The organism is Sphingomonas corticis (assembly GCF_012035195.1).
Classification (GTDB): domain Bacteria; phylum Pseudomonadota; class Alphaproteobacteria; order Sphingomonadales; family Sphingomonadaceae; genus Sphingomonas; species Sphingomonas corticis.
The window spans coordinates 326,556-346,046 of the sequence record NZ_JAAVJH010000002.1 but is presented as its reverse complement, the minus strand read 5'-3'; the positions used below and the strand labels follow the sequence as shown (position 1 = coordinate 346,046).

At 71.4% G+C, this 19,491-nt stretch carries 17 protein-coding genes; 16 read left to right on the top strand and 1 reads right to left on the bottom strand.

The features are described 5' to 3' along the window. Positions 1-9: 9 nt before the first annotated feature. The 5 genes from HBH26_RS04400 to HBH26_RS20590 all read left to right on the top strand — a co-directional run bounded on the left by HBH26_RS04400 (position 10) and on the right by HBH26_RS20590 (position 6,112). A complete protein-coding gene (locus HBH26_RS04400; RefSeq protein ID WP_168133368.1) occupies positions 10-1,665 on the top strand; it encodes a TolC family protein in 1,656 nt (551 codons plus the stop codon). Between the two features lie 61 nt (positions 1,666-1,726). Further along, positions 1,727-1,990 (top strand): hypothetical protein, encoded by a 264-nt coding sequence (locus tag HBH26_RS04395; RefSeq protein ID WP_168133367.1) that lies wholly within the window; start codon positions 1,727-1,729, stop codon positions 1,988-1,990. An 85-nt stretch (positions 1,991-2,075) separates the two neighbouring features. After that, positions 2,076-2,345 carry a spike base protein, RCAP_Rcc01079 family gene (locus HBH26_RS04390; RefSeq protein WP_209308311.1) on the top strand — a complete coding sequence of 90 codons (270 nt, stop codon included), beginning with the start codon at positions 2,076-2,078 and terminating at the stop codon, positions 2,343-2,345. After that, positions 2,345-4,456: a hypothetical protein gene (locus tag HBH26_RS04385; protein ID WP_168133366.1), complete on the top strand. Its 2,112-nt coding sequence runs from the start codon at positions 2,345-2,347 to the stop codon at positions 4,454-4,456. The genes HBH26_RS04390 and HBH26_RS04385 overlap by 1 nt, the downstream gene beginning before the upstream one ends. Before the next feature lie 225 nt (positions 4,457-4,681). Beyond that, positions 4,682-6,112, top strand: coding sequence for a sugar transferase (locus HBH26_RS20590; protein ID WP_239024549.1), 1,431 nt, complete (start codon positions 4,682-4,684; stop codon positions 6,110-6,112). 3 nt (positions 6,113-6,115) lie between these two features. Here HBH26_RS20590 and welK read toward each other — a convergent pair whose 3' ends face one another. Further along, complete coding sequence (gene welK / locus HBH26_RS04375; RefSeq protein ID WP_168133365.1) at positions 6,116-7,129, bottom strand: beta-1,4-glucuronosyltransferase WelK; 1,014 nt, start codon at positions 7,127-7,129, stop codon at positions 6,116-6,118. Positions 7,130-7,271: 142 nt separating this feature from the next. On the opposite strand from welK, the gene HBH26_RS04370 reads away from it, so the two are divergent. The 11 genes from HBH26_RS04370 to HBH26_RS04320 all read left to right on the top strand — a co-directional run bounded on the left by HBH26_RS04370 (position 7,272) and on the right by HBH26_RS04320 (position 19,393). Next, positions 7,272-8,132 (top strand): EpsD family peptidyl-prolyl cis-trans isomerase, encoded by an 861-nt coding sequence (locus HBH26_RS04370; protein WP_168133364.1) that lies wholly within the window; start codon positions 7,272-7,274, stop codon positions 8,130-8,132. 48 nt (positions 8,133-8,180) lie between these two features. Beyond that, positions 8,181-9,482: a Coenzyme F420 hydrogenase/dehydrogenase, beta subunit C-terminal domain gene (locus tag HBH26_RS04365; RefSeq protein ID WP_168133363.1), complete on the top strand. Its 1,302-nt coding sequence runs from the start codon at positions 8,181-8,183 to the stop codon at positions 9,480-9,482. A gap of 73 nt (positions 9,483-9,555) precedes the next feature. After that, the gene (locus tag HBH26_RS04360; RefSeq protein ID WP_168133362.1) at positions 9,556-10,785 is read left to right on the top strand and encodes a porin family protein; all 1,230 of its coding nucleotides are present in this window, start codon (positions 9,556-9,558) and stop codon (positions 10,783-10,785) included. Next, complete coding sequence (locus HBH26_RS04355; RefSeq protein ID WP_239024548.1) at positions 10,785-11,663, top strand: SLBB domain-containing protein; 879 nt, start codon at positions 10,785-10,787, stop codon at positions 11,661-11,663. Before HBH26_RS04360 ends, HBH26_RS04355 begins: the two co-directional genes overlap by 1 nt. A 45-nt stretch (positions 11,664-11,708) precedes the next feature. After that, entirely contained in the window at positions 11,709-13,040 is a 1,332-nt protein-coding gene (locus tag HBH26_RS04350) for a Wzz/FepE/Etk N-terminal domain-containing protein (RefSeq protein WP_168133361.1), read from the top strand. Between the two features lie 3 nt (positions 13,041-13,043). Beyond that, on the top strand, positions 13,044-13,754 hold the full coding sequence (locus HBH26_RS04345; RefSeq protein WP_168133360.1) for a CpsD/CapB family tyrosine-protein kinase: 711 nt from the start codon (positions 13,044-13,046) through the stop codon (positions 13,752-13,754). Continuing rightward, positions 13,744-14,670, top strand: a complete 927-nt coding sequence (xrtV, locus tag HBH26_RS04340) for an exosortase V (RefSeq protein ID WP_168133359.1) — start codon at positions 13,744-13,746, stop codon at positions 14,668-14,670. The genes HBH26_RS04345 and xrtV overlap by 11 nt, the downstream gene beginning before the upstream one ends. After that, positions 14,667-15,374, top strand: a complete 708-nt coding sequence (gene epsI / locus HBH26_RS04335) for an exosortase-associated protein EpsI, V-type (RefSeq protein ID WP_168133358.1) — start codon at positions 14,667-14,669, stop codon at positions 15,372-15,374. The genes xrtV and epsI overlap by 4 nt, the downstream gene beginning before the upstream one ends. An 82-nt stretch (positions 15,375-15,456) precedes the next feature. Beyond that, positions 15,457-16,230, top strand: coding sequence for a trehalose-phosphatase (gene otsB / locus HBH26_RS04330; protein WP_168133357.1), 774 nt, complete (start codon positions 15,457-15,459; stop codon positions 16,228-16,230). Next, entirely contained in the window at positions 16,227-18,005 is a 1,779-nt protein-coding gene (locus HBH26_RS04325) for a glycoside hydrolase family 15 protein (protein ID WP_168133356.1), read from the top strand. Before otsB ends, HBH26_RS04325 begins: the two co-directional genes overlap by 4 nt. Then, positions 18,002-19,393 carry an alpha,alpha-trehalose-phosphate synthase (UDP-forming) gene (locus HBH26_RS04320; protein ID WP_168133355.1) on the top strand — a complete coding sequence of 464 codons (1,392 nt, stop codon included), beginning with the start codon at positions 18,002-18,004 and terminating at the stop codon, positions 19,391-19,393. Before HBH26_RS04325 ends, HBH26_RS04320 begins: the two co-directional genes overlap by 4 nt. Positions 19,394-19,491: the final 98 nt, after the last annotated feature.

The following is a 19,491-nucleotide window of genomic DNA, read 5'->3' as shown; positions in this document are numbered from 1 at the left end:
AGTTTCCGCGTGACCCGTATCGCGCCCTTCGCCGCCGTCCTGCTCGCAACCGTGGCTTCGGCCGCGATGGCGCAGACCCGGCCCGACACCAGCAGCGGCGCCGCCGCCGCTGCGGTCGCACCGCAGGACACCGCCGCCGCGCCGCTGACGGTGGAACGCCCCGCGACCATGGCCCGCGTTGGGCGCCCGCTGCTCGCCTACGTTCCCGCCGAGGACGATTTCGGCGTCACGCATTCCGCAGCGCAGATGCCGGTGACGACGCTCGCGCAGGCGGTGGCGCTCGCCTACCGGGGCAACCCGCGGTTGCAGGCGGCGCGCGCCGACGCCCGCTCGGCCGACTATCGCTACCCCGCCGCGCGGTCGCAGTTCGGCCCCAGCCTGTCGGTCAGCGGCGCCTACAATTTCACGCGCAACCGGTCCGAAGTGCTGCCCGGCCAGTGGCTCGGCGCGCAGGGCTTCACCTCCACCGCGGGCGCGGTGCTGAACCAGCCGCTGCTCACCTTCGGCCGCAACAGCGCCGCCGCAGCGGGCGCGCTCGCCGAGTCGCAGTTCGCGCGCGACTCGCTGCGCGTGACGGAGGCGGACGTGATGCTGGCGATCGTCGGCAGCTACGTGCGCCTGCAACGCGAGGCCAACGCGGTGACGATCGCGAAGCAGAACCTGGAGCTGCTCGACCGGCAGTATCGCGACAATGCCGAGCGCTTCCGCGTGCGCGACATTACGTCGAGCGACCTTCAGCAGATCGAGACCCGCGTGGCGTTCGGCCGCGCGCAGGTGACGAACGCGCTGGGCCAGCTGGGCACCGCGCAGGGCGCGTTCCTGCGCGACGTCGGCGCGCGGCCCGGCACGCTCGCCGCGCCCGACGTGATCGACGTGAAGGTCGCCTCGCTCGTGCAGGCGCTGGCGGTGGCGGAGGTCAACGCGCCGCTGGTCCGCGCCGCGCAGGCACGCGAGAAGGTGTCGCGCGCCGCCTGGGAAGCGACCAAAGCCGAGTCGCGACCCCGCCTCGACCTGCAGGGCACCGCCGACTACGGCACGCTGACCCCCTATTCCGACCGCGCGCGCACCACCCAGCTGGTCGGCCGCGCGGTGCTGACGCAGCCGCTGATCGATTCGGGCCTGCGCAACGCGCGGCGCAACGAGGCGGCGCAGGCGAACCAGGCCGACTGGCGGCTGATCGACGACGCCGTCCGCGCGACGCACCAATCGGTGACGGAGGCGTGGAACGTGCTGACCGCGGCGCGGGCCTCGCTCGACCATTATCGCGTGGCCGTCGACGCGGCGCAGCGCGCCTACGACGGCGCGCAATTGCAGCAGCGCGCGGGCGACCGCACCACGCTGGACGTGCTCGACCTGGCGCGCGACCTCCTCAACATCCGGCTCAGCTACAATGCCGCGGTGGCCGACGAATATGTCGCGCGTGCCGCGCTGCTGGCGGCGATGGGCCAGCTGGAGGCGCCGCTGCTGGTGCCCGGTCTGGCCGGCTACGACGCCGACGCGCATTTCCGGCGCGTGCGCGGAAAGGGCGACGTTCCGCTGCTGACGCCGCTGCTCTCGCGCATCGACGGCGTGGCGAACGGCGACACGATGCGCGACCGCCCGCTGCGCGATCCTGCCGCGCTGGAGGCGGTGGCGGCGCCCGTACCATTGCAAACGCCGCGTTAACCCTCGCCTTTCACGCTCCCTTCACGACGACGAGGCGATGGTCGCGCTCTCGGAGGTATTCATGGCCCAGCCCGCACGCTCGATCGAACCCGTCCATTCCGTCACGCTGCCCAGCGCGGCGCAGGTCGTCGCGGTCGGCGAGGTGGCCGTCGAATGGTCCGCGTCCCCCGCGCGCGCGCTGCACGAGCAGCTGCTGCAATCCTTCGGCGATACCGCGCCGTCGGGGGACGAGCGCTACCCGGCGCGCGTCCGCCTGCTCATCATCGGTACCGCGGTGCTGGTGCCGTGGCTGGCGATCGGTGGCGCGTGGGCGGCGCTCGCCTGAGTTCACGTTCTTCGATTGTTCTGTCCTACATCGTCCCTTCCGGCATAGGTGCTGCGTCCTTCCTCTCGCGAGAAAAGGACCGCCGATGCCGACCGATCCCTTCGCCGCCTTCGCCGGCGCGCTCAACGATCCCGCCCGCGACGCCGTGGCGATCGCGCCGCACGACACGACGCCGCTCGCGGTGCTGCCGCGCGCACTGTTCGTCGGCACCGGCGGCACGCTGGTGGTGCGATGCGTCGACTCGGCCGCCGACGTCACGCTGAAGAACGTCGCCGGCGGCCAGATCCTCGACCTGCGCGTCAGCCACGTTCGCGCGACGGGCACCACCGCCGCCGACATCGTGGCGCTCGCCTGATGCCGGGGCTCTCGCTCGGCCTGTCGCTGCGCGCGCGGCGGCGCGGCGGGATCGCCGGACCCGTGGCCGCCGCCGCCATCTCCGCGATCGAGGCGGACGGCTGGTCCGCGCGATGGGCCACCGGCACCCCGCCGACCTTCGCACCGGACGCCGCGCCACAAACGATCGCGGTCGCGCGGATGGGCTTCGACGCCGAGGCGCGACCCACCGTCCACGCCGCCACCCGCCTGTTCACGCGCCGCCGCCGCCTTCCCTGGCCCGACCAGACGAGCGACACGCCCGCGGTGGTGGCGCTGGACGACTATGTCTACGCCACCGACACCATCGCGGGGGTGGCGAACCTGTCGACGGAAACCAGTCCGCGCCCCGTCGCCGCCTGGGCGATGCCGCACCGCCGCGTGGTGGGCGACACGATCCCGCTGGAAGTGGTCGCCTTCCACCGCGACGCGAGAGGCGGGCGCATGGTCGCCGCGGTCCGCTTCCTCGCGTCCGACGGCGCGACCGTCGTGTCGCAGGTCGTCGCCGCGACGACGCTATCGACGCGCCCGGGCGACCGGCAGCCGCTGCCCGTCTTCGCCTGCGCGCTCGACGTCTCGACGCTGGCGCAGGGTCTCGTCACCGTCCACGCCGAAGTGTATCCCTGGATCGGCGACGCCGCCGCCGTCCTGCGCAGCGCCGAGCTCGCCGCCCCGCGCGAGTTCTCCGCCCGATACTTCCTGAGGCACCCCGCGCTCCACGCCGCGCCGCCGCTGGCCTATGTCGCAGCCGCGGGCAACGACGCGAGCGGCACGATCTCCACCGTGCCCGCCACCGCGTCGGCGGCGCCGTTCGCCACGGTGAAGGGGGCGATCGATGCGCTCCAGGCGGCGCTGTCCGCCACCACCGGCCTCGACGGCGCGATCGTGCGCATCGGCGCGGGCACGTTTCCACTGGCCAGCGCCGCCGCCGCGCGGACGCAGCGCGTGGCGGCGCTGACGATCGAGCGCGATCCCGCGGTGCCGCGCGCCAGCGCGATCGTCACGTGGGGCGCGGCCGGCTTCGCGCCGCGGCTCTCCACCGGCTTCACCGGCCCGGTCGCCACCGGCTGCCTGCGCTTCCGCGACCTGACCGTCCGCCGCACCGGCGCGGCCTTCCTCAGCGGCGATGGCGCGGCCCGGCTGGAATTGCAGTGGGAGGACGTGGCCTTCGACAACAACGGCGTGTCGGGCAACTGGCTGACGCGATCGGACAATTACTTCTTCGGCGTGGCCTTCACCGGTCTCGCCGGCACGACGCTGGCCGCCGGCGCCAACGGCGAACAGCGCATCATGCGCGGCGTCGCGGCCGACCTGGCCGATGCGATGTACGAGAATTGGGTGACGCTGGCCTGCACGCTGACGCGGCCGGGTACCGGCGCGATCCGCGATGCGACCAAGGGCGCGATCGCGTTCCAGAACCGCTTCCTCAACCCCAATCCCGCGGGCTCTCCGCTCGCGATCAGCGCGTCCGGCGCGGGCGATACGGTGACGGGGTTCTGGGCGGTGCAGAACCTGATCGAGCTGACACGCACCGGCGCGGGGCCGATGGTCCGCATCTCGTCCGACGCCCCCGCCTTCGGCAACACCGACCATTGCGGGCTGGGCCGCAACACCATCACCGGGCAGGGATCGGCCGGGCGCTACAACGTCTTCTACGACAACGACACCGGCGGCGTGCGGCGGACGCATCGGCGGATGTGGCACCAGGGCGACGTCGGCGTGCAGCTGAACGTGAAGGGCGACGTCGACATCGGCGAGGCGGCGGCGCTCGGCCACCTGGCGTATCAGCACGGGGTCGGCTGCCGCGGCAACCTGACGCAGTTCCGCGTCGCCACGGCCACCGCCCACGTCGAGCTTCAGGCGTGGCCCGGCGTGCGCAGCCTGATCGGCACCAGCACCACGGCGCGTCGGGAACCCGGCTTCGTCGACTATCGCGGCGTCACCGCGGCGGGGGCGGGCGCGGGCGGCGGCGACTATCGCCTGCAACCCGGCGCCGCCGCCCGAGGGCTGGTGGACGTGGCGGTGCTCAGCCACGACCTCGCCGGCGCGCCGCGGACGCCCGACGGGCCGGACAGTGCCGGCGCCTACGTGTAACGATCTCGCCGCGGGCGCTTTTTCGGCGCTCGCGGCGCTGGCCTTTGCCGTCGACGAGGTGCAAAAGGGGTTTGGAAAGACTCGAACGATAGGGAGAGGTCGCCGCCTTATCGCGGCTGCCCGTCCCCCTGGCGGGCCGCCGTCCCGACGGAGAACGCTACGCCATGTCCCCGGTCCCTCATCAGCAAACCCCACACCAGCAAGTCCCGCCTCAGCGAGCCGCTGATGCGTCGGGTTCCCGCTGAACCGGACGACACGATGGCGACTACGCTGCCCCCGTCGAGCCGCGACGCCACGCGCGAGGTGCGCGAGGGGCGCCGGGTGGCGTGGGACAAGCAGCGCATCCGCCTGCTCCTCTACTTCGGCCTCATGCTGTGCGACGTGGCGGCGATCCGCGCTGGCTTCGCCGTGGGTGGCTCGTTTCGTCGCTGGCAATGGCTGGCGCCCAACGGCATCGAACTGGGCTGGCTGATCCTGCCGATCCACGTGCTGGTGGGACTGCGCAGCGGCGCCTACGCGCACCATGCGCTGTTCCGGCGATCGGAATCGCTGCGGCGTGCCATGAGCGCGTTCATGATCGCCACCAGTGCGATCGCGCTGCTGATCTTTTTCCAATATGCCGGGCCGCTGGTGTCGCGCGTCGCATTCGGCATCGCGATCGTCAGCACATTGTTCTTCATCGCGTTGCTGCGGACCACCTTCTCCGTCCTGTTCGTCCAGCCGGTGCGCGGCGGGCTGATGGGCGAGTTGCAGATCGTCGACGGCGTGCCGCCCGCGCCCGGGGCCCGCCACGTGTTCGACGCCCGCGCGGCGGGCGTGTCGCCCGACATCAACGATCCCGACATGCTGTCGCGCCTGGCCGTGCTGATCGAACCCTACGACCGCGTGGTGGTGGCCGCGACGGAGGAGCGCCGCCACGACTGGGCGGTGCTGATGAAGGCGTATCACGTGACCAGCGAGGTGCAGCTCGACAGCGGCGATCCGCTGGGCGCGATCGGCATCTCGCGCTTCCACGGCGCCGACACCGTGGTGGTCGCGCGCGGGCCGATGTCGCTGGGCAACCGGCTGAAGAAGCGAATCATGGACCTGGTCATCGCCGGCACCGCGGTGCTGCTTGCCGGCCCGCTGCTGTTGATCGTGGCGATCGCGATCAAGCTGGACAGCCCGGGTCCCGTGCTGTTCGCGCAGGTGCGGTTGGGCCGCGGCAACAAGCGGTTCCGCATCCTCAAGTTCCGCTCGATGCACGTGGCGCGGACCGACCACGACGGCAACCGCTCCGCGTCGCGCGACGACGACCGGGTGACCCGCGTCGGGCGCCTGATCCGCATGACCAGCATCGACGAGCTGCCCCAGCTGTTCAACGTACTGAAGGGCGACATGAGCATCGTCGGCCCGCGTCCCCACGCGCTCGGCAGCCTGGCCGGGGACAAACTGTTCTGGCAGGTGTCGCAGAAATACTGGCTTCGCCACACGCTGAAGCCGGGGATCACGGGGCTGGCGCAGATTCGCGGCTTCCGCGGGGCGACGCACCAGCAGTCGGATCTCGAGAACCGGCTCCAGGCCGATCTCGAATATATCGACGGCTGGCGGCTGTGGCGCGACGTGGCGATCATCTTCAACACGCTGAAGGTGATCGTCCACCCCCGCGCCTTCTGACGATCAGCCCCGCGCGGGCGTCGCCTCCGCCAGATCGCGCAGATAGGCGATCAGCTCCGCCGGATCGGTGGTCGCCGACCGCCGCGGCCGGCGCCGCGCCTCGGCCAGCGCGGCGGCGAACTGCGCGTCGTCGTCCGCGCGCTGGATCAGCCCGCGCTCCTCGAAGGCGTCGACGATCTCCTCCTGGTGGTCGTCGTAATGCTCGCCGCGCGCGAAGCTGCGCGGGACGGCGATCACCTGGCACCATTCGCGCAGCGCGGTGATGAGAGAGCCCGTCCCGCCGTGGCACACGACGATGCTCGCCCGGCGCAGCAGGCCCTGCACCTCGGCGAAGGGCAGCCCCTCGACCGACCGCACGCCGGGCACCGGGCGGCCGCCCTCCCCGTGCTGGACGACGATCTGCTCCGCGATCAGCCCGGCGTCGCGGGCGTGCTCGACCAGCTGGACCAGCCGGTCGAACGGCAGCGTCGCGCCGACGGTGGCGAACAGCAGCGGGTCCTTAACCGGCGGATCCCCGTCGTTGACGCGGAACGGATCGAAGGAGAGCGCCCCGCCCCACGCCGCCGCGCTCTCCCGCGATTGCGCGATCCGCACGTGCGCCAGCCGCCCGGCGAGCCGCGCGAACGCGGACGGGGCGCGGAAGCGCGCGAAGGAATCGATCAGCACCACCGTCGCTCCCGCCAGCCGCGCGAACAGCATGACGAACAGCTGCGATCCCGCGCCGGTGGTGATGAACAGGTCCGGCCGGCGCCGTCGCACGATGCGCCACGATGCCGCGATGCTGCGCCACGCGGCAGCCAGCATCCCCGCGCGATTGCCCAGCCGCGCCTGGCCCAGCGCGAAGTGGGGCACGAAATGCACCTCCTCCTCCGCGGCGATGGAGCGGCCGAGCGCGGTATCCTCCGTCACGATGTAGTGCGGATAGTCCTGCCACACCGGCTTCAGGTCGAGGATCTGCCGGACATGCCCGCCGCCGGACGCGGCAAGGCAGATTAGGGGCTTGCGCGCCGACGACATCGGGTCTCCAATCGCGTGGCGGCATCGCAGGGCCGCACCGGGGGGTTCATCTTGTCTCAAGAATGCGTGCCTATCGCGCAAGACGTGAAACTTCTGTAGTGGCGACTGCCGCCGACCTGCCTTCTCTTTCAGGATAATCGCGATGAACCGTTGCACCGTCCTCCTGCTCGCCTGCACTGCCCTGGTCGCCTGCAACAAGGACGGGGGCGGTGCGCCCGAGGGGCAGGTCGCCGCGACGGTCGATGGCAAGGAGATCACCGCGTCCGAGGTGCGGATGGAGCTGGGCGAGGCGGGCACCGATCCGCAGGACGCGGCGGCGCAGCAGCCGGCGGCGCTGCGCGCGGTCATCAACCGCAAGCTGCTGGCCGAGGCGGCGGAGGAGAAGGGGCTCGACAAGACCCCGCAGGGCGCGATGATGCTGCAGAAGGCGCGCGAGCTGGCGCTGATTCAGATGTTGCAGGGCACCATCGTCGGCGCCGCGCCCAAGGTCGGGCCGGGGCAGGCCACCGATTACGTGCGCGACCATCCCGAGCTGTTCGCGCAGCGCCGCGTCGCGCTGCTGGAGCAGATCCAGGCGCCGCAGATCTCGGCCGCGGTCGTGAAGCAGATGGAGCCGATCGAGACGATGGACGGCATCGTCGCGCTCCTGGAGGCGAACAAGGTGCCGTTCCGCCGCGGCAACGGCGCGCTCGATCCGCTGCAGGTGGAGCCCGAGGTCTACAAGAAGGTCGTGGCACTGGGCGAGAACAAGGTGTTCATCACACCCGCGCAGGGCGGCGTGCAGATCTCGCGCATCACCGGCTACAAGGACGCGCCACTGACCGGCGAGGAGGCGCAGCGCGCCGCGCAGGCGGTCCTGAGCCAGCGGCAGACGGTCGGCCAGGTCCGCTCGCAGTTCGATGCGATCATCAAGGAAGGGCAGAAGGACGTGAAGATCAACGCCGCCTTCCAGCCGAAGAATGCGGGCAAGGCGGCCGGCGCGCCGAAGGCTGCGGCGAACTGAGCCGATCCGCCCGCCACCCAACGTTCCGCGTCCCGCACGTCTCCCGGCATGGCTGATCCCCTCCCCGCGGTCGCGGATCGGCCCGCGACCGCCGCGTCCGCGTCGCGCCCGTCCTCGCCCACGCTGGCCCGCGTGCTCGCGGGCGAGCTGTGCAGCGGCTGCGGGCTGTGCGCGGGGATTTCCCACGGTCGCATCGCGCTGGAGACGGTAGCGCCCGGCTACACCCGGCCGCGCCAGTCCGCGGCCCTCGACGCCGCGACCGAGCGGACGATCGCCCGGGCGTGCCCCGGCGCTACGGTCGCGCCCTGGGTCGGCCCGCGCGCCCGCGGCCGCGCGTGGAGCGACGCGCCGCAGGTGGATCCCTATTGGGGGCCGTTCCACTCCTGCGAGACGGGCCATGCGACGGACGAGGAGGTGCGCTTCGTCGGCTCGTCGGGCGGCGTCGCCAGCGCGCTGCTGATCGGCGCGATCGAATCGGGCGCGGTCGATGCCGCCCTCCACGTCGCCGCCGACCCCGCGCGCCCGACCCGCAACGTGCTCCACTGGTCGACGACGCGCGAGGAGGTGCTGGCGGGTGCGGGATCGCGCTACGCCGCTTCCTCGCCGCTGGCGGAGATCGACGCCGCGCTCGCCTCCGGCCGCCGCTTCGCCTTCGTGGGCAAGCCGTGCGACGTGTCCGCCTTGCGCCAGCTCGCGCTCACCGACCCGCGCGTCGACGCGCAGGTGCCGCTGAAGATCGCTTTCTTCTGCGGCGGGTTGCCCAGCCATGCCGGCGCGGACCGGATCGTGCGCGCCATGGGGCTGGACCCGGCACAGCTCGCGCGCTTCCGTTATCGCGGGCACGGCTGGCCCGGCACCGCGCGCGCGGATCTCGCCGACGGGACGCACGGCGAGATGAGCTACGCCGACAGCTGGGGCGGCCACCTGTCGAAGGAAGTGCAGTTCCGCTGCAAGATCTGTCCCGACGCGGTGGGCGGGGTCGCCGACGTGGCGGTCGCCGACGCCTGGTACGAGGACGCGAGCGGCTATCCCTCCTTCGCCGAGCAGGACGGGCGCAGCCTGGTGATGGCGCGCACGCCGGCGGGCGTCGCCGCGCTGGCGGCGGCGCGGGCGGCGGGCGCGATCGTCACCGCGCCGCTGCCGGTCGGCGAGATCGTCAGGATGCAGGGATCGCAGGCGAATCGGAAGCGGCTGGTGATCCCGCGGCTGGCCGCCTGCGCGCTGCTGTTCCAGCCACGGCCGGACGTGCGCGGACTGGCCACCGGTGCGGCGATGCGGCGGGGCACGCTCGGCACGGCGTTGCGCAACCTCGTCGGTACCGCCCGGCGTATCATCCTGGGGCGCCGCTGACCGCCGTGGTGCGCGCGGCGCTTCCTTCGTCCACCCCGATGGGATATGGGCATCTTTTCGGGACCGGGGAAGAATGATGGGGATCACGGCGTCCACGCGGGCGGCCGCATCGCTGGCAGGACTGGCGATGTTGGGCACGGGCACGACCGCGGCCGCGCAGGCGCGCCGCGAACCGGAAACGGCGATCTCGCTGTCGCTGGACGTGCGGCACGACAGCAACGTCGCACGATCGAACGCGGCGAGCGCGTCGGCGCGCAACCTGTCGCGTGCCGACCAGCGCGCCACGCCCGCCATCAACGTCGTCGTCTCGCGTCCGCTGGGGCGCAACATGCTGTCGCTCAACGCGTCGGCCGGCTACGACTTCTACCGCCGCAACAAGCGCTTCAACCGCGAGCGGCTGTCGCTGGGCAGCGCCGCGAACGTGCTCGCCGGCCCGCTGACGGTGGATCTCGCCGCCACGCTGTCGCGCTCGCAGAGCGACCCCGGCGACCTCGCCCCGCTGCTGATCCCGGGCGCGAACAGCCTGCGCAACAGGTCCACGGTCCAGGATTACAGCGGATCGGTGCGGCTCGGCAGCTCCCCCTACGGGCTGAAGCCGATGGCCAGCTTCGGCTACTCGCAGGGCAACAATTCCAACGAGCTGCGCCGGATCTCGAACTATCGCTCCACCCGCTACGGCGGCGGCGTGTCCTACGACGGGCCGGCGCTCGGCTCGTTCACCGCGCAATATCTGCGCACCGACAGCGAGTATCCCGATCGCCCCGCGACCTTCTCGCAGACCGGTTTCAGCAGCGACCGGATCGAGCTGACCGCCCGGCGCGAGCTGGGATCCGTGCTGACCGGGTCCGCCGGCATCTCCTGGATCAGCCTGAAGCCCGATATCGCGGGAAGCGATCCCTCGCTGAGCACGGTGGGCTGGAACGTGGCGCTCACCGCGGTGCCCAGGCCCGACCTGCAGATCACCGGCGCCTTCGCGCGCGACGTGTCGCCCTCGCTGGGCACCGACGCGCTGTACCAGGTGGGCAACACCTACTCGCTCGACGCCACCTACCAATTCGTGCGCGAGCAGGCGCTGACGATCCGCGGCTCGATCAACGACCGCCGTTTCGTCGGTGCGGGCCGCTTCTTCGGCCTGCCATTAACCGATTCCGTTCAGCGCTTTGTCAGCGCCAGCTGGTCATTCAACCAAGGTCGTCCGCTCGGCGCCGCGATCGACGTCGGCTACCAGGACCGCGACGGCAACGGCACGTTCTTCGACTATAGCAGCGTCTACGTCGGTATTCGCACCACCTATCGGATTTGATGGAGACCATCGACACCATGGTTCGCGTCGGCCTTCGCGCCATCCCCTGCACCGCCGGCCTCGCCGCGATGCTCCTCGCCACCGCCGCCGCCGCACAGCAGCCGCTGGCCCAGACCACGCCCTCCCCTGCCCCGGCCACGGCGCCCGCCACGGGCACGCCCGCGCCCACGACCTCGCTGTCCGACGGCTACGTGCTGGGCAACGGCGATGTCGTGGAGGTATCGGTGCTCGGCCGCGCGGAGTTCGCGGCGCGCGTGCAGGTGCAGGTCGACGGCACGATCCAGCTGCCGTACCTGAAATCGGTGCCGGCGGCGGACAAAACCGTGCTGCAGCTGCGCGACGATATCCGTCGCCGGCTCCAGGCGGGGGGCTATTACACCGATCCGGTCGTGGCCGTGACGGTAGCGACCTACACCAGCCGCTACGTCACGGTGCTGGGCCAGGTGGGACAGCCCGGGCTGGTGCCGGTCGACCGCGCCTATCGCATATCGGAGATCCTGGCCCGCGTCGGCGGGGCGCAGCCGACCGCGGCGGACGCGATCGAGCTGCGCCGCGCCGACGGTCAGTCGATCTCGCTGCCGATCGCGGCGATCGCCAGCGGCGGGCCCGACCAGGACCCCTATGTCACGCCCGGCGACAAGCTGTTCCTGCCCGAGGCGCCGATCTTCTACATCAGCGGCGCGGTGACCGGCCAGGGCGCGTACAAGGTCGACCGCGGCCTCACCGTGCGCAAGGCGCTCGCGCGCGCGGGCGGGCTGACCGATCGCGGTTCGGACAAGAAGGTGAAGGTCTTCCGCGACGGCAGGGAAGTGAAGATCGGCCTGGACGAGCCGATCAAGGGCGGCGATTCGATCAAGGTGGGCGAGCGCTTCTTCTAAGCCGCGACGGTATCGGGCGGACGGGCAGACGGACGGGATGATCTCATGAGCATCGCACAATTCTTTCGCATCCTGTGGGCACGCCGCTGGATCATCCTGGCGACCACCTTCGTCTGCTTCGTGGCGGCGATGCTGGTCGCGCGCAGCTTTCCGGCGCGCTACCAGGCCAGCTCGCGCGTGATGCTCAACATGTTCAAGCCCGATCCTGTCACCGGGGAGGCGATCTCGTCGGGCTTCGCGCGCGCCTACGTGAAGACGCAGGGCGAGCTGATCCGCGACTATCGCATCGCGGGCAAGGTGGTGGACGAGCTGGGCTGGGCGGAGAACCCGCAGCTGGTCGCCGCGTACCAGCGGCGCGACCCGTCCGACCAGAGCGACGTGCGCCGCTGGCTGGCGCAGCAGGTGATGGACAACACGGACACGAAGCTGGTCGACACCAGCAACATCCTCGAGATCCAGTTCACCTCCAATTCGCCCGAGCAGGCGGCGCGCATCGCCGACACGGTGCGCCAGGCCTATGTCGACCAGGCGCTCACCTTCCGCCGCGACGACGCCGCCAACAACGCCGACTGGTTCCGCAAGCAGGCCACGCGCATCCGTGCCGAGCTGACCGCGGCGGAGCAGCGCAAGACCGCGTTCGAGCGCGCCAACGGCATCGTGCTGGCGGACAACGACACCGACGTCGATTCGGCGCGGCTGACCGCCCTGGCCGGGGCCGCCCCCCCGCAGGCCGCGGCACAGATCGCCGCGGCGCAGGCGGTAGCCTCGCCGCAGCTGGAATCGGCCAATGCCGCGATCGCCAATGCGGAGAAGGTGCTGGGCCCGAACAATCCCGAGCTGCTGGCGATGAAGCGCCAGCGCGACGCGATCGCGTCCACGGTCGCCGCGGCGCAGCGCGCGGTCTCCCCGGTCGCCGCGGCCGCTGGGCCCTCGGTCGCCAGCCTCTATTCGGCGCAGCAGCAGAAGGTGCTGGCGCAGCGCGGCAAGGTGGCCGAGGCGCAGCAGCTGAGCACCGACGTGCGCGTCCTGCGCGACCAATATGCGAAGACCGCGGCCCGCGCCGCCGAGCTGCAGCAGCAGGGCGAATCGAACGAGACCGGGCTGGAGATGCTGGGCAGCGCCGTCGTGCCGACCTCGCCGATCTTCCCCAACTGGCCGCTGGTGATCTTCGGCTCGCTGGGTCTCGGCTTCGCGCTCGGGCTGCTCGCCTCACTGGTGGTCGAGCTGCTCGGGCGCCGCGTGCGCAGCGCGGAGGACCTCACCTTCCGCGAGGTGCCCGTGCTGGGCGTGATGACGAAGGCGAAGCCGGTGCGGCGCAGCTCGCTGCTTGACCGGCTGATGCCGTTCCGGCGCCCGGCCGTTCAAGGGGGATATTGAGCCATGGCCACCACCACCGCCACTGCGGTGCCGCCCGTCGCCGCAAGGGAGGGGGCACCGGTTCAGCGCGCGACGACGTTCCAGGTGTCCGCCGACGTCCACCTGCTGTCGGAACCGACCGGCGCGCGCGCCGAATCGGTCCGCGTGCTGCGCACCCACCTGATCGCGCAGCACCTGCGCGACGGGCGCCGCTCGCTCGCGGTCTGCGCGCCGGCGGTGGGGGCGGGCTGTTCCTACATCGCCGCCAACCTGGCGGTCGGCCTGGCGCAGACCGGGGTCAAGACGCTGCTGATCGACGGCAACATGCGCGGTCCGGGACTGGAGAATTACTTTCGCCCGAGCGCGGGTGCGCCGGGCCTGTACGACTGCCTGTCGCGCGACGACCTGGCGGTGCGCGAAGCGATCCACGAGGACGTGGTGCCCGGCTTGTCGCTGCTGTTCGCCGGCCAGGCCGCGCCGGAGGCGCAGGAGCTGCTGGGCGCGGCCGGGTTCAAGGCGCTGGTCGACGCCTGCGTGCGCGATTACGACCTGACGCTGATCGATACGCCCCCGGCAAACAGCTACGCCGACGCGCGCCGCATCGCCTCCGTCATGCGCTACGCCATGGTCGTCGCGCGGCGCGACAAGAGCTATGTTCGCGACGTGCGCACGCTGATCGACGAACTGACGTCGGATCGCGTCCGCGTGGTGGGCACCTATCTCAATGACATCTGACACGCTGCCGTCGCAGGGGGCGTCCGGCGGGCTGTCGCGCGGATGGCGCACCGCCGACCCGCGCAGCCCGCGCGGCCTCCTGCTGCGGCACTGGCCGCTGTTCGCGGGGCTGCTGCTGCTGGCGGTGCCGACCCTCGTTAGCATCGGCAAGCAGACCTGGTCGACCGAGGTGGGGGCGCACGGCCCGATCGTGCTCGCCACCGGGCTGTGGCTGTTCAGCTACAACAAGCTGCGCCTCGACGGGTCGCCCGGGGCCGGGCGGCTGCTGTGGGTCCCGCCGCTGCTGTTCGCGTTCGCGCTCTACGTCTTCGGGCGCGCCTATGACTTCATCAGCCTGGAGGCGCTCGGCCTCTACGTCGTGTTCGCCGTGGCGCTGTACCTGCTGTCCGGCTGGGCGGAGTGGAAGCGCAACCTCTTCCCGCTCTTCTACCTCGGCTTCGTCGTCCCGCCGCCAGGCTGGGTGATCGACCGCATCACCGCGCCGTTGCAGACCTTCGTCTCCTTCGCCGCGGTGCACATCCTCGCGCCGCTCGGCTATCCGATCTCGCGCGAGGGCGTGACGCTGACGGTGGCGCAATACCAGCTGCTGGTGGAGGACGCGTGCGCGGGCATGAACTCGCTGATCGGCCTCACCGCGATCAGCCTGTTCTACATTTACCTGATGCATCGCGCATCCTGGCGCTACGCCGCGCTGATGGTGGCGCTGATCGTGCCGATCGCGGTGTTCGTGAACATCCTTCGCGTCCTCGCGCTGATCCTCATCACCTATTATTTCGGCAATGCCGCGGCGCAGGGCTTCCTCCACGTCACCACGGGGCTGGTCCTCTTCACGCTGGCGATCGCGCTGATGTTCCTCACCGACATGGCGTTCCAGGCGGTCCTGCGCCGTGGCGGACGCGGACACGCGGCGGCATGATCGCGCGACGCGACCTGCTGGTGGGTGCGGGCTGCGCCGCGGCGCTTGGCGCGGCGGAGTATCTGCGCCCGCGCCGCGCGCTGAAGCTGCTGCGTGACGGCGAGACGATGGCCCGGGTCATTCCCGGGGCGTTCGCGGGCTGGTCGATCGGTGAGGGCGGCGACATCGTCATGCCGGAGACGCCGGGCAGCCTCGCCTCGCGCCTCTACAGCGATCGCGTGGCGCGCACCTATCGCCATGCCGACGGCGACGGGAGCGAGGAGGTCATGCTGCTGGCCGCCTATGGCGCGGCGCAGAGCGACGTGCTCCAGCTCCACCGGCCGGAGGTGTGCTACCCGGCGGTCGGCTTCACCATCAAGGAGCGCCGGCTCGTCTCGCTGCCGGTGGCGCCCGGCGTCACCGTGCCGGCGGTCCTGCTGTCGGCACAGGCCGGCGGGCGGATGGAGGACGTCGCCTATTGGACGCGGCTGGGCGACGACCTGCCGCAGACGGGCGGCGATCAGCGCTGGGTACGGTTGCGCGCGGCGATGGCGGGCTATGTCGGCGATGGCGTGCTCGTCCGCGCCTCCATGCTGCGGCGGGGCGGCGAGCCGTCGTTCCCGATCCTCCAGCAATTCCTGTCGCAGATGCTCATGAGCACCGCGGCGAGGGATCGCGCCGCGCTGATCGGCCGCACGCGCGCCGACGCCCTCGCGCGGGTCTGACGACGGGCCCGTCGGGGCAACATCGTTTCGCAGGTGCACAAAAAGGAGGGAACGGGGACGCGTGGCGGCGGTTAACCCTGTCATGCTCGCTTCGCACCGGCTGCCCGACGCCGACGCCGTCCCCGCGGGGGCGCCCCCCACGCTGCTGGACGGCACCAGCGTCTTCTTCGACCTGGACGGCACGCTGATCGACATCGCCGCCACACCCGACGGGGTGGTCGTGTCGCCCGACCTTCTGGCCGCGCTGGACCGCCTGGTCGCCGCCGCGCCGGGGCGGGTGGCGGTGCTGAGCGGTCGGTCGCTGGACCAGCTCGACCATCTGCTCGGTCGCTTCGCCCGTCGCGTCGCCGTCGCGGGCAGCCACGGCGCGGAGATCCGCCTCGCCGGACAGGACGCGCGCCAGCGGAGCGCTCCTCCCGCCCTCGCCGCCGCGACGCGCGCGCTGCGTGACGTCGCCGAGGCGCACGGACTGCTGCTGGAAGAGAAATCGATGGGAACCGCGCTGCACTATCGCCACGCGCCCGGGCGCGAGGCGATCGCCGCGTCCGCCGCCGCGGTCCTGGCCGACCGCCACGGCCTGGTGCTCCAGCGCGGCAAGATGATGGTGGAACTGCGCGCGCCGGGCGACAAGGGCGACGCCCTCTGCGCACTGCTGCGCGAAGAGGCGATGGTGGGCACGCGTCCGCTGTTCTTCGGCGACGACGTGACCGACGAGGACGGCTTCGTCGCCGCCACCCGCGCGGGCGGCGCGGGGGTGCTGGTCGGCCCCGCGCGCGCGAGCGCGGCGCGCTATCGCCTCGACGATCCCGCCGCGGTGCGCCGCTGGATCGACGCCGCGACGGTCGGTGCGGCATGAGCGGCATGGACCTGTGGCCGATCGGCAATTGCCAGGTCTCCGCGCTGGTCGACGCGACCGGGCGGTTCGTGTGGGGATGCGTGCCGCGCGTCGACGGCGATCCCGCGTTCAGCGCATTGCTCGACCGCGAGGAGGCCGAGACCGGCTTCTGGTCGATCGAGCTCGACGGCGCGGTGTCCACGACGCAGCACTATCTTCGCAACACGCCGATCCTGGTGACGCGCCACCAGGACGCGGACGGCAATGCGGTGGAGATCACCGATTTCTGCCCGCGCTTCATGCGCGACGGCCGCGCCTACCGCCCCACCGCCTTCGTCCGAATCGTCCGCCCCGTCGCGGGCAGCCCGCGCATCCGCGTCGTCACGCGGATCGCGACCGACTGGGGCCGTCCCACCAGCATCACGCAGGGATCGAACCACATCCGCTTCCTGATGAGCGAGCAGACGCTGCGGCTCACCACCGACGCGCCGATCGACCATCTGCGGCTGGAGGACCATTTCCGCATCGAGCGCCCGCTCCACTTCTTCCTAGGTCCCGACGAGAGCTTCGCCGGACGGCTGCAGGATACCGTGTCGCAGATGCTGGAGCGGACGGCGGAGGAGTGGCGGCTGTGGGTGCGCGGGCTCAACATCCCGCTGGAATGGCAGGACGTCGTGATCCGCGCCGCGATCACGCTGAAATTGTGCCAGCACGAACCGACCGGTGCCATCGTCGCGGCACTGACCACGTCGCTGCCCGAACACGCGGATTCAGGTCGCAACTGGGACTATCGCTACTGCTGGATCAGGGACGCCTATTATACGGTGCAGGCGCTCAACCGGCTCGGCGCGCTGGACGTACTGGAGGGCTACCTCGGCTATCTGCGCAACATCGTCGACGCGGCGAAGGGCGGCCATATCCAGCCGCTTTACGGTGTCGGCCGCGAGGCCACGCTGGTGGAGCGCGCCGCGACCGATCTGCCCGGCTATCGCGGCATGGGCCCGGTGCGCGTCGGCAACCAGGCCTATGAACAGGTCCAGCATGATGCCTACGGCCAGATCGTCCTCTCCAACGTGCAGGCCTTCTTCGACCACCGCCTGCTGCGCATGGCAACCGTGGAGGATTTTCACGCGCTGGAGCGGGTCGGCGAGCGCGCCTGGGCGTCCTACGACAAGCCCGACGCCGGGCTGTGGGAACTGCGCACGAAGGCGCACGTCCACACCTATTCCGCCGCCATGTGCTGGGCGGCGTGCGACCGGCTGGGCAATGCCGCCAGGGCGCTGGGCCTCGCCGAGCGCGAGGCGTTCTGGAACGATCGCGCCGCCACCATGCGCCGCGCGATCGAGGGCGCGGCGTGGCGGCCGGAAACGCAGCGGATGTCCGCGACGTTCGGCGGCGACGATCTGGACGCGAGCATCATCCAGTTGCTCGACCTGCGCTTCCTCGCGCCGGAAGACCGCCGCTTCCGCTCCACGCTCTACGCGGTGGAGGAGGGGCTGCGGCGCGGCAGCCACATGCTGCGCTACGCGACCGAAGACGATTTCGGCCTGCCGCACACCGCCTTCAACGTCTGCACCTTCTGGTTGATCGAGGCGCTGCACGCCACCGGTCGGGCGGAGGACGCGCGCGTGCTGTTCGAGGAGATGGTGGCGCGGCGCACGCCCGCGGGGCTGCTGTCCGAGGATATCGACCCGGCGACCGGCGAGCTGTGGGGCAATTACCCGCAGACCTATTCGCTGGTCGGCCTCATCAACTGCGCGGTCATGCTCAGCCGCCCGTGGACGGCGGTGCGATGAAGCGGCTCGTCGTCATCTCCAACCGGGTGCAGCAGCTGAACCAGGGTCCCGGCGGCAACCAGGGCGGCCTCGCCGTCGCGCTGCTCGCCGCGCTGAAGGAGCGCGGCGGGGTGTGGTTCGGCTGGAGCGGCAGCACCGTGCCCGAATTCACCGGCGAGATCGCCTACGAGCACGAGGGGCCGACCACGACCGCGGTGATCGACCTCGAGCCGCAGGACATCGACGAATATTACAACGGCTTTGCCAATCGCACCCTGTGGCCGCTGTTCCACTATCGCGTCGATCTGACCGAGTTCGAGCGCGACTTCGAGGGCGGCTACGCGCGCGTCAACCACCGCTTCGCCGACACGGTCGCCCCCCTGATCGAGGAGGAGGACCTCGTCTGGGTGCACGACTACCACCTCGTTCCGCTCGGTGGGGAGCTGCGACGGCGCGGGGTCGCGAACCGCCTGGGCTTCTTCCTGCACATCCCGTGGCCGCCTACCGACCTGCTGGTCTCGCTGCCCAGCCACCGGCGGCTGGTGGAGGCGCTGTTCGCCTACGACGTGGTCGGGTTCCAGACCGCGGACTGGCTGGAGAACTTCCGCCACTACGTGACGACGCAGCTGGACGGCACGGTGGGCGAGGACGGGCTGGTGACGGTGGGCGACCGCACCATCCGCGCCATTCCCGCGCCGATCGGCATCGAGACCGCGGAGTTCGAGGCCGCGGCGCAGACGCAGGCGGCCGCCTTCGCGCGCGACCGCATGTACATGTCGGCCACCGGGCGCAGCCTGATCGTCGGCGTGGACCGGCTGGACTATTCGAAGGGCCTGCCGGAGCGGTTCGCCGGTTACGAGCGCTTCCTGGCGCAGCATCCCGACCGCCGCGGTCTCGTCTACATGCTGCAGATCGCGCCGCCGAGCCGCGAGAAGGTGGACACCTATCAGGAGATCCGCGCCGCGCTGGATGGGCTGTCCGGCCGGATCAACGGCGAATATGCCGACATCGACTGGACGCCGCTGCGCTACGTCAACAAGGGATATCCGCGGCCCGAGCTGGCCGGCGTCTACCGCGCGGCGCGCGTGGGGCTGGTGACGCCGCTGCGCGACGGCATGAACCTGGTCGCCAAGGAGTTCGTCGCCGCGCAGGACCCGCGCGATCCCGGCGTCCTCATCCTCTCCCGCTTCGCCGGCGCGGCGGCGCAGATGACCGACGCGGTGCTGGTGAACCCGTACAGCGCCGACGAGATGTCGGAGGCGATCCTGCGCGCGCTGACGATGCCGCGTGAGGAACGCATCCGCCGCTGGGAATCGCTGATCGACTGCGTCCGGCGGGAGGACGTGCACTGGTGGTGCGACCTCTTCCTCGACGCGCTGGAGGACGCGGACGTCGCTGCGGTGGCGTGACCCGCGGGAAGACGTCCGACGCCGATAGGCCGCGCGCGGTGACGATCGCTCGGCGACGGGCGACAGTGACCGGCCCCCGCCCGCACAGGGGCGGCGGC

Coding starts and splice junctions, on each gene's coding strand:
- HBH26_RS04345 (WP_168133360.1), top strand. CDS start 13,044: ATGGCCACCACCACCGCCACTGCGGTGCCGCCCGTCGCCGCAAGGGAG.
- welK (WP_168133365.1), bottom strand. CDS start 7,129: ATGTCGTCGGCGCGCAAGCCCCTAATCTGCCTTGCCGCGTCCGGCGGC.
- HBH26_RS20590 (WP_239024549.1), top strand. CDS start 4,682: ATGCGTCGGGTTCCCGCTGAACCGGACGACACGATGGCGACTACGCTG.
- HBH26_RS04365 (WP_168133363.1), top strand. CDS start 8,181: ATGGCTGATCCCCTCCCCGCGGTCGCGGATCGGCCCGCGACCGCCGCG.
- otsB (WP_168133357.1), top strand. CDS start 15,457: ATGCTCGCTTCGCACCGGCTGCCCGACGCCGACGCCGTCCCCGCGGGG.
- epsI (WP_168133358.1), top strand. CDS start 14,667: ATGATCGCGCGACGCGACCTGCTGGTGGGTGCGGGCTGCGCCGCGGCG.
- HBH26_RS04320 (WP_168133355.1), top strand. CDS start 18,002: ATGAAGCGGCTCGTCGTCATCTCCAACCGGGTGCAGCAGCTGAACCAG.
- HBH26_RS04325 (WP_168133356.1), top strand. CDS start 16,227: ATGAGCGGCATGGACCTGTGGCCGATCGGCAATTGCCAGGTCTCCGCG.
- HBH26_RS04350 (WP_168133361.1), top strand. CDS start 11,709: ATGAGCATCGCACAATTCTTTCGCATCCTGTGGGCACGCCGCTGGATC.
- xrtV (WP_168133359.1), top strand. CDS start 13,744: ATGACATCTGACACGCTGCCGTCGCAGGGGGCGTCCGGCGGGCTGTCG.
- HBH26_RS04385 (WP_168133366.1), top strand. CDS start 2,345: ATGCCGGGGCTCTCGCTCGGCCTGTCGCTGCGCGCGCGGCGGCGCGGC.
- HBH26_RS04370 (WP_168133364.1), top strand. CDS start 7,272: ATGAACCGTTGCACCGTCCTCCTGCTCGCCTGCACTGCCCTGGTCGCC.
- HBH26_RS04390 (WP_209308311.1), top strand. CDS start 2,076: ATGCCGACCGATCCCTTCGCCGCCTTCGCCGGCGCGCTCAACGATCCC.
- HBH26_RS04355 (WP_239024548.1), top strand. CDS start 10,785: ATGGAGACCATCGACACCATGGTTCGCGTCGGCCTTCGCGCCATCCCC.
- HBH26_RS04395 (WP_168133367.1), top strand. CDS start 1,727: ATGGCCCAGCCCGCACGCTCGATCGAACCCGTCCATTCCGTCACGCTG.
- HBH26_RS04360 (WP_168133362.1), top strand. CDS start 9,556: ATGATGGGGATCACGGCGTCCACGCGGGCGGCCGCATCGCTGGCAGGA.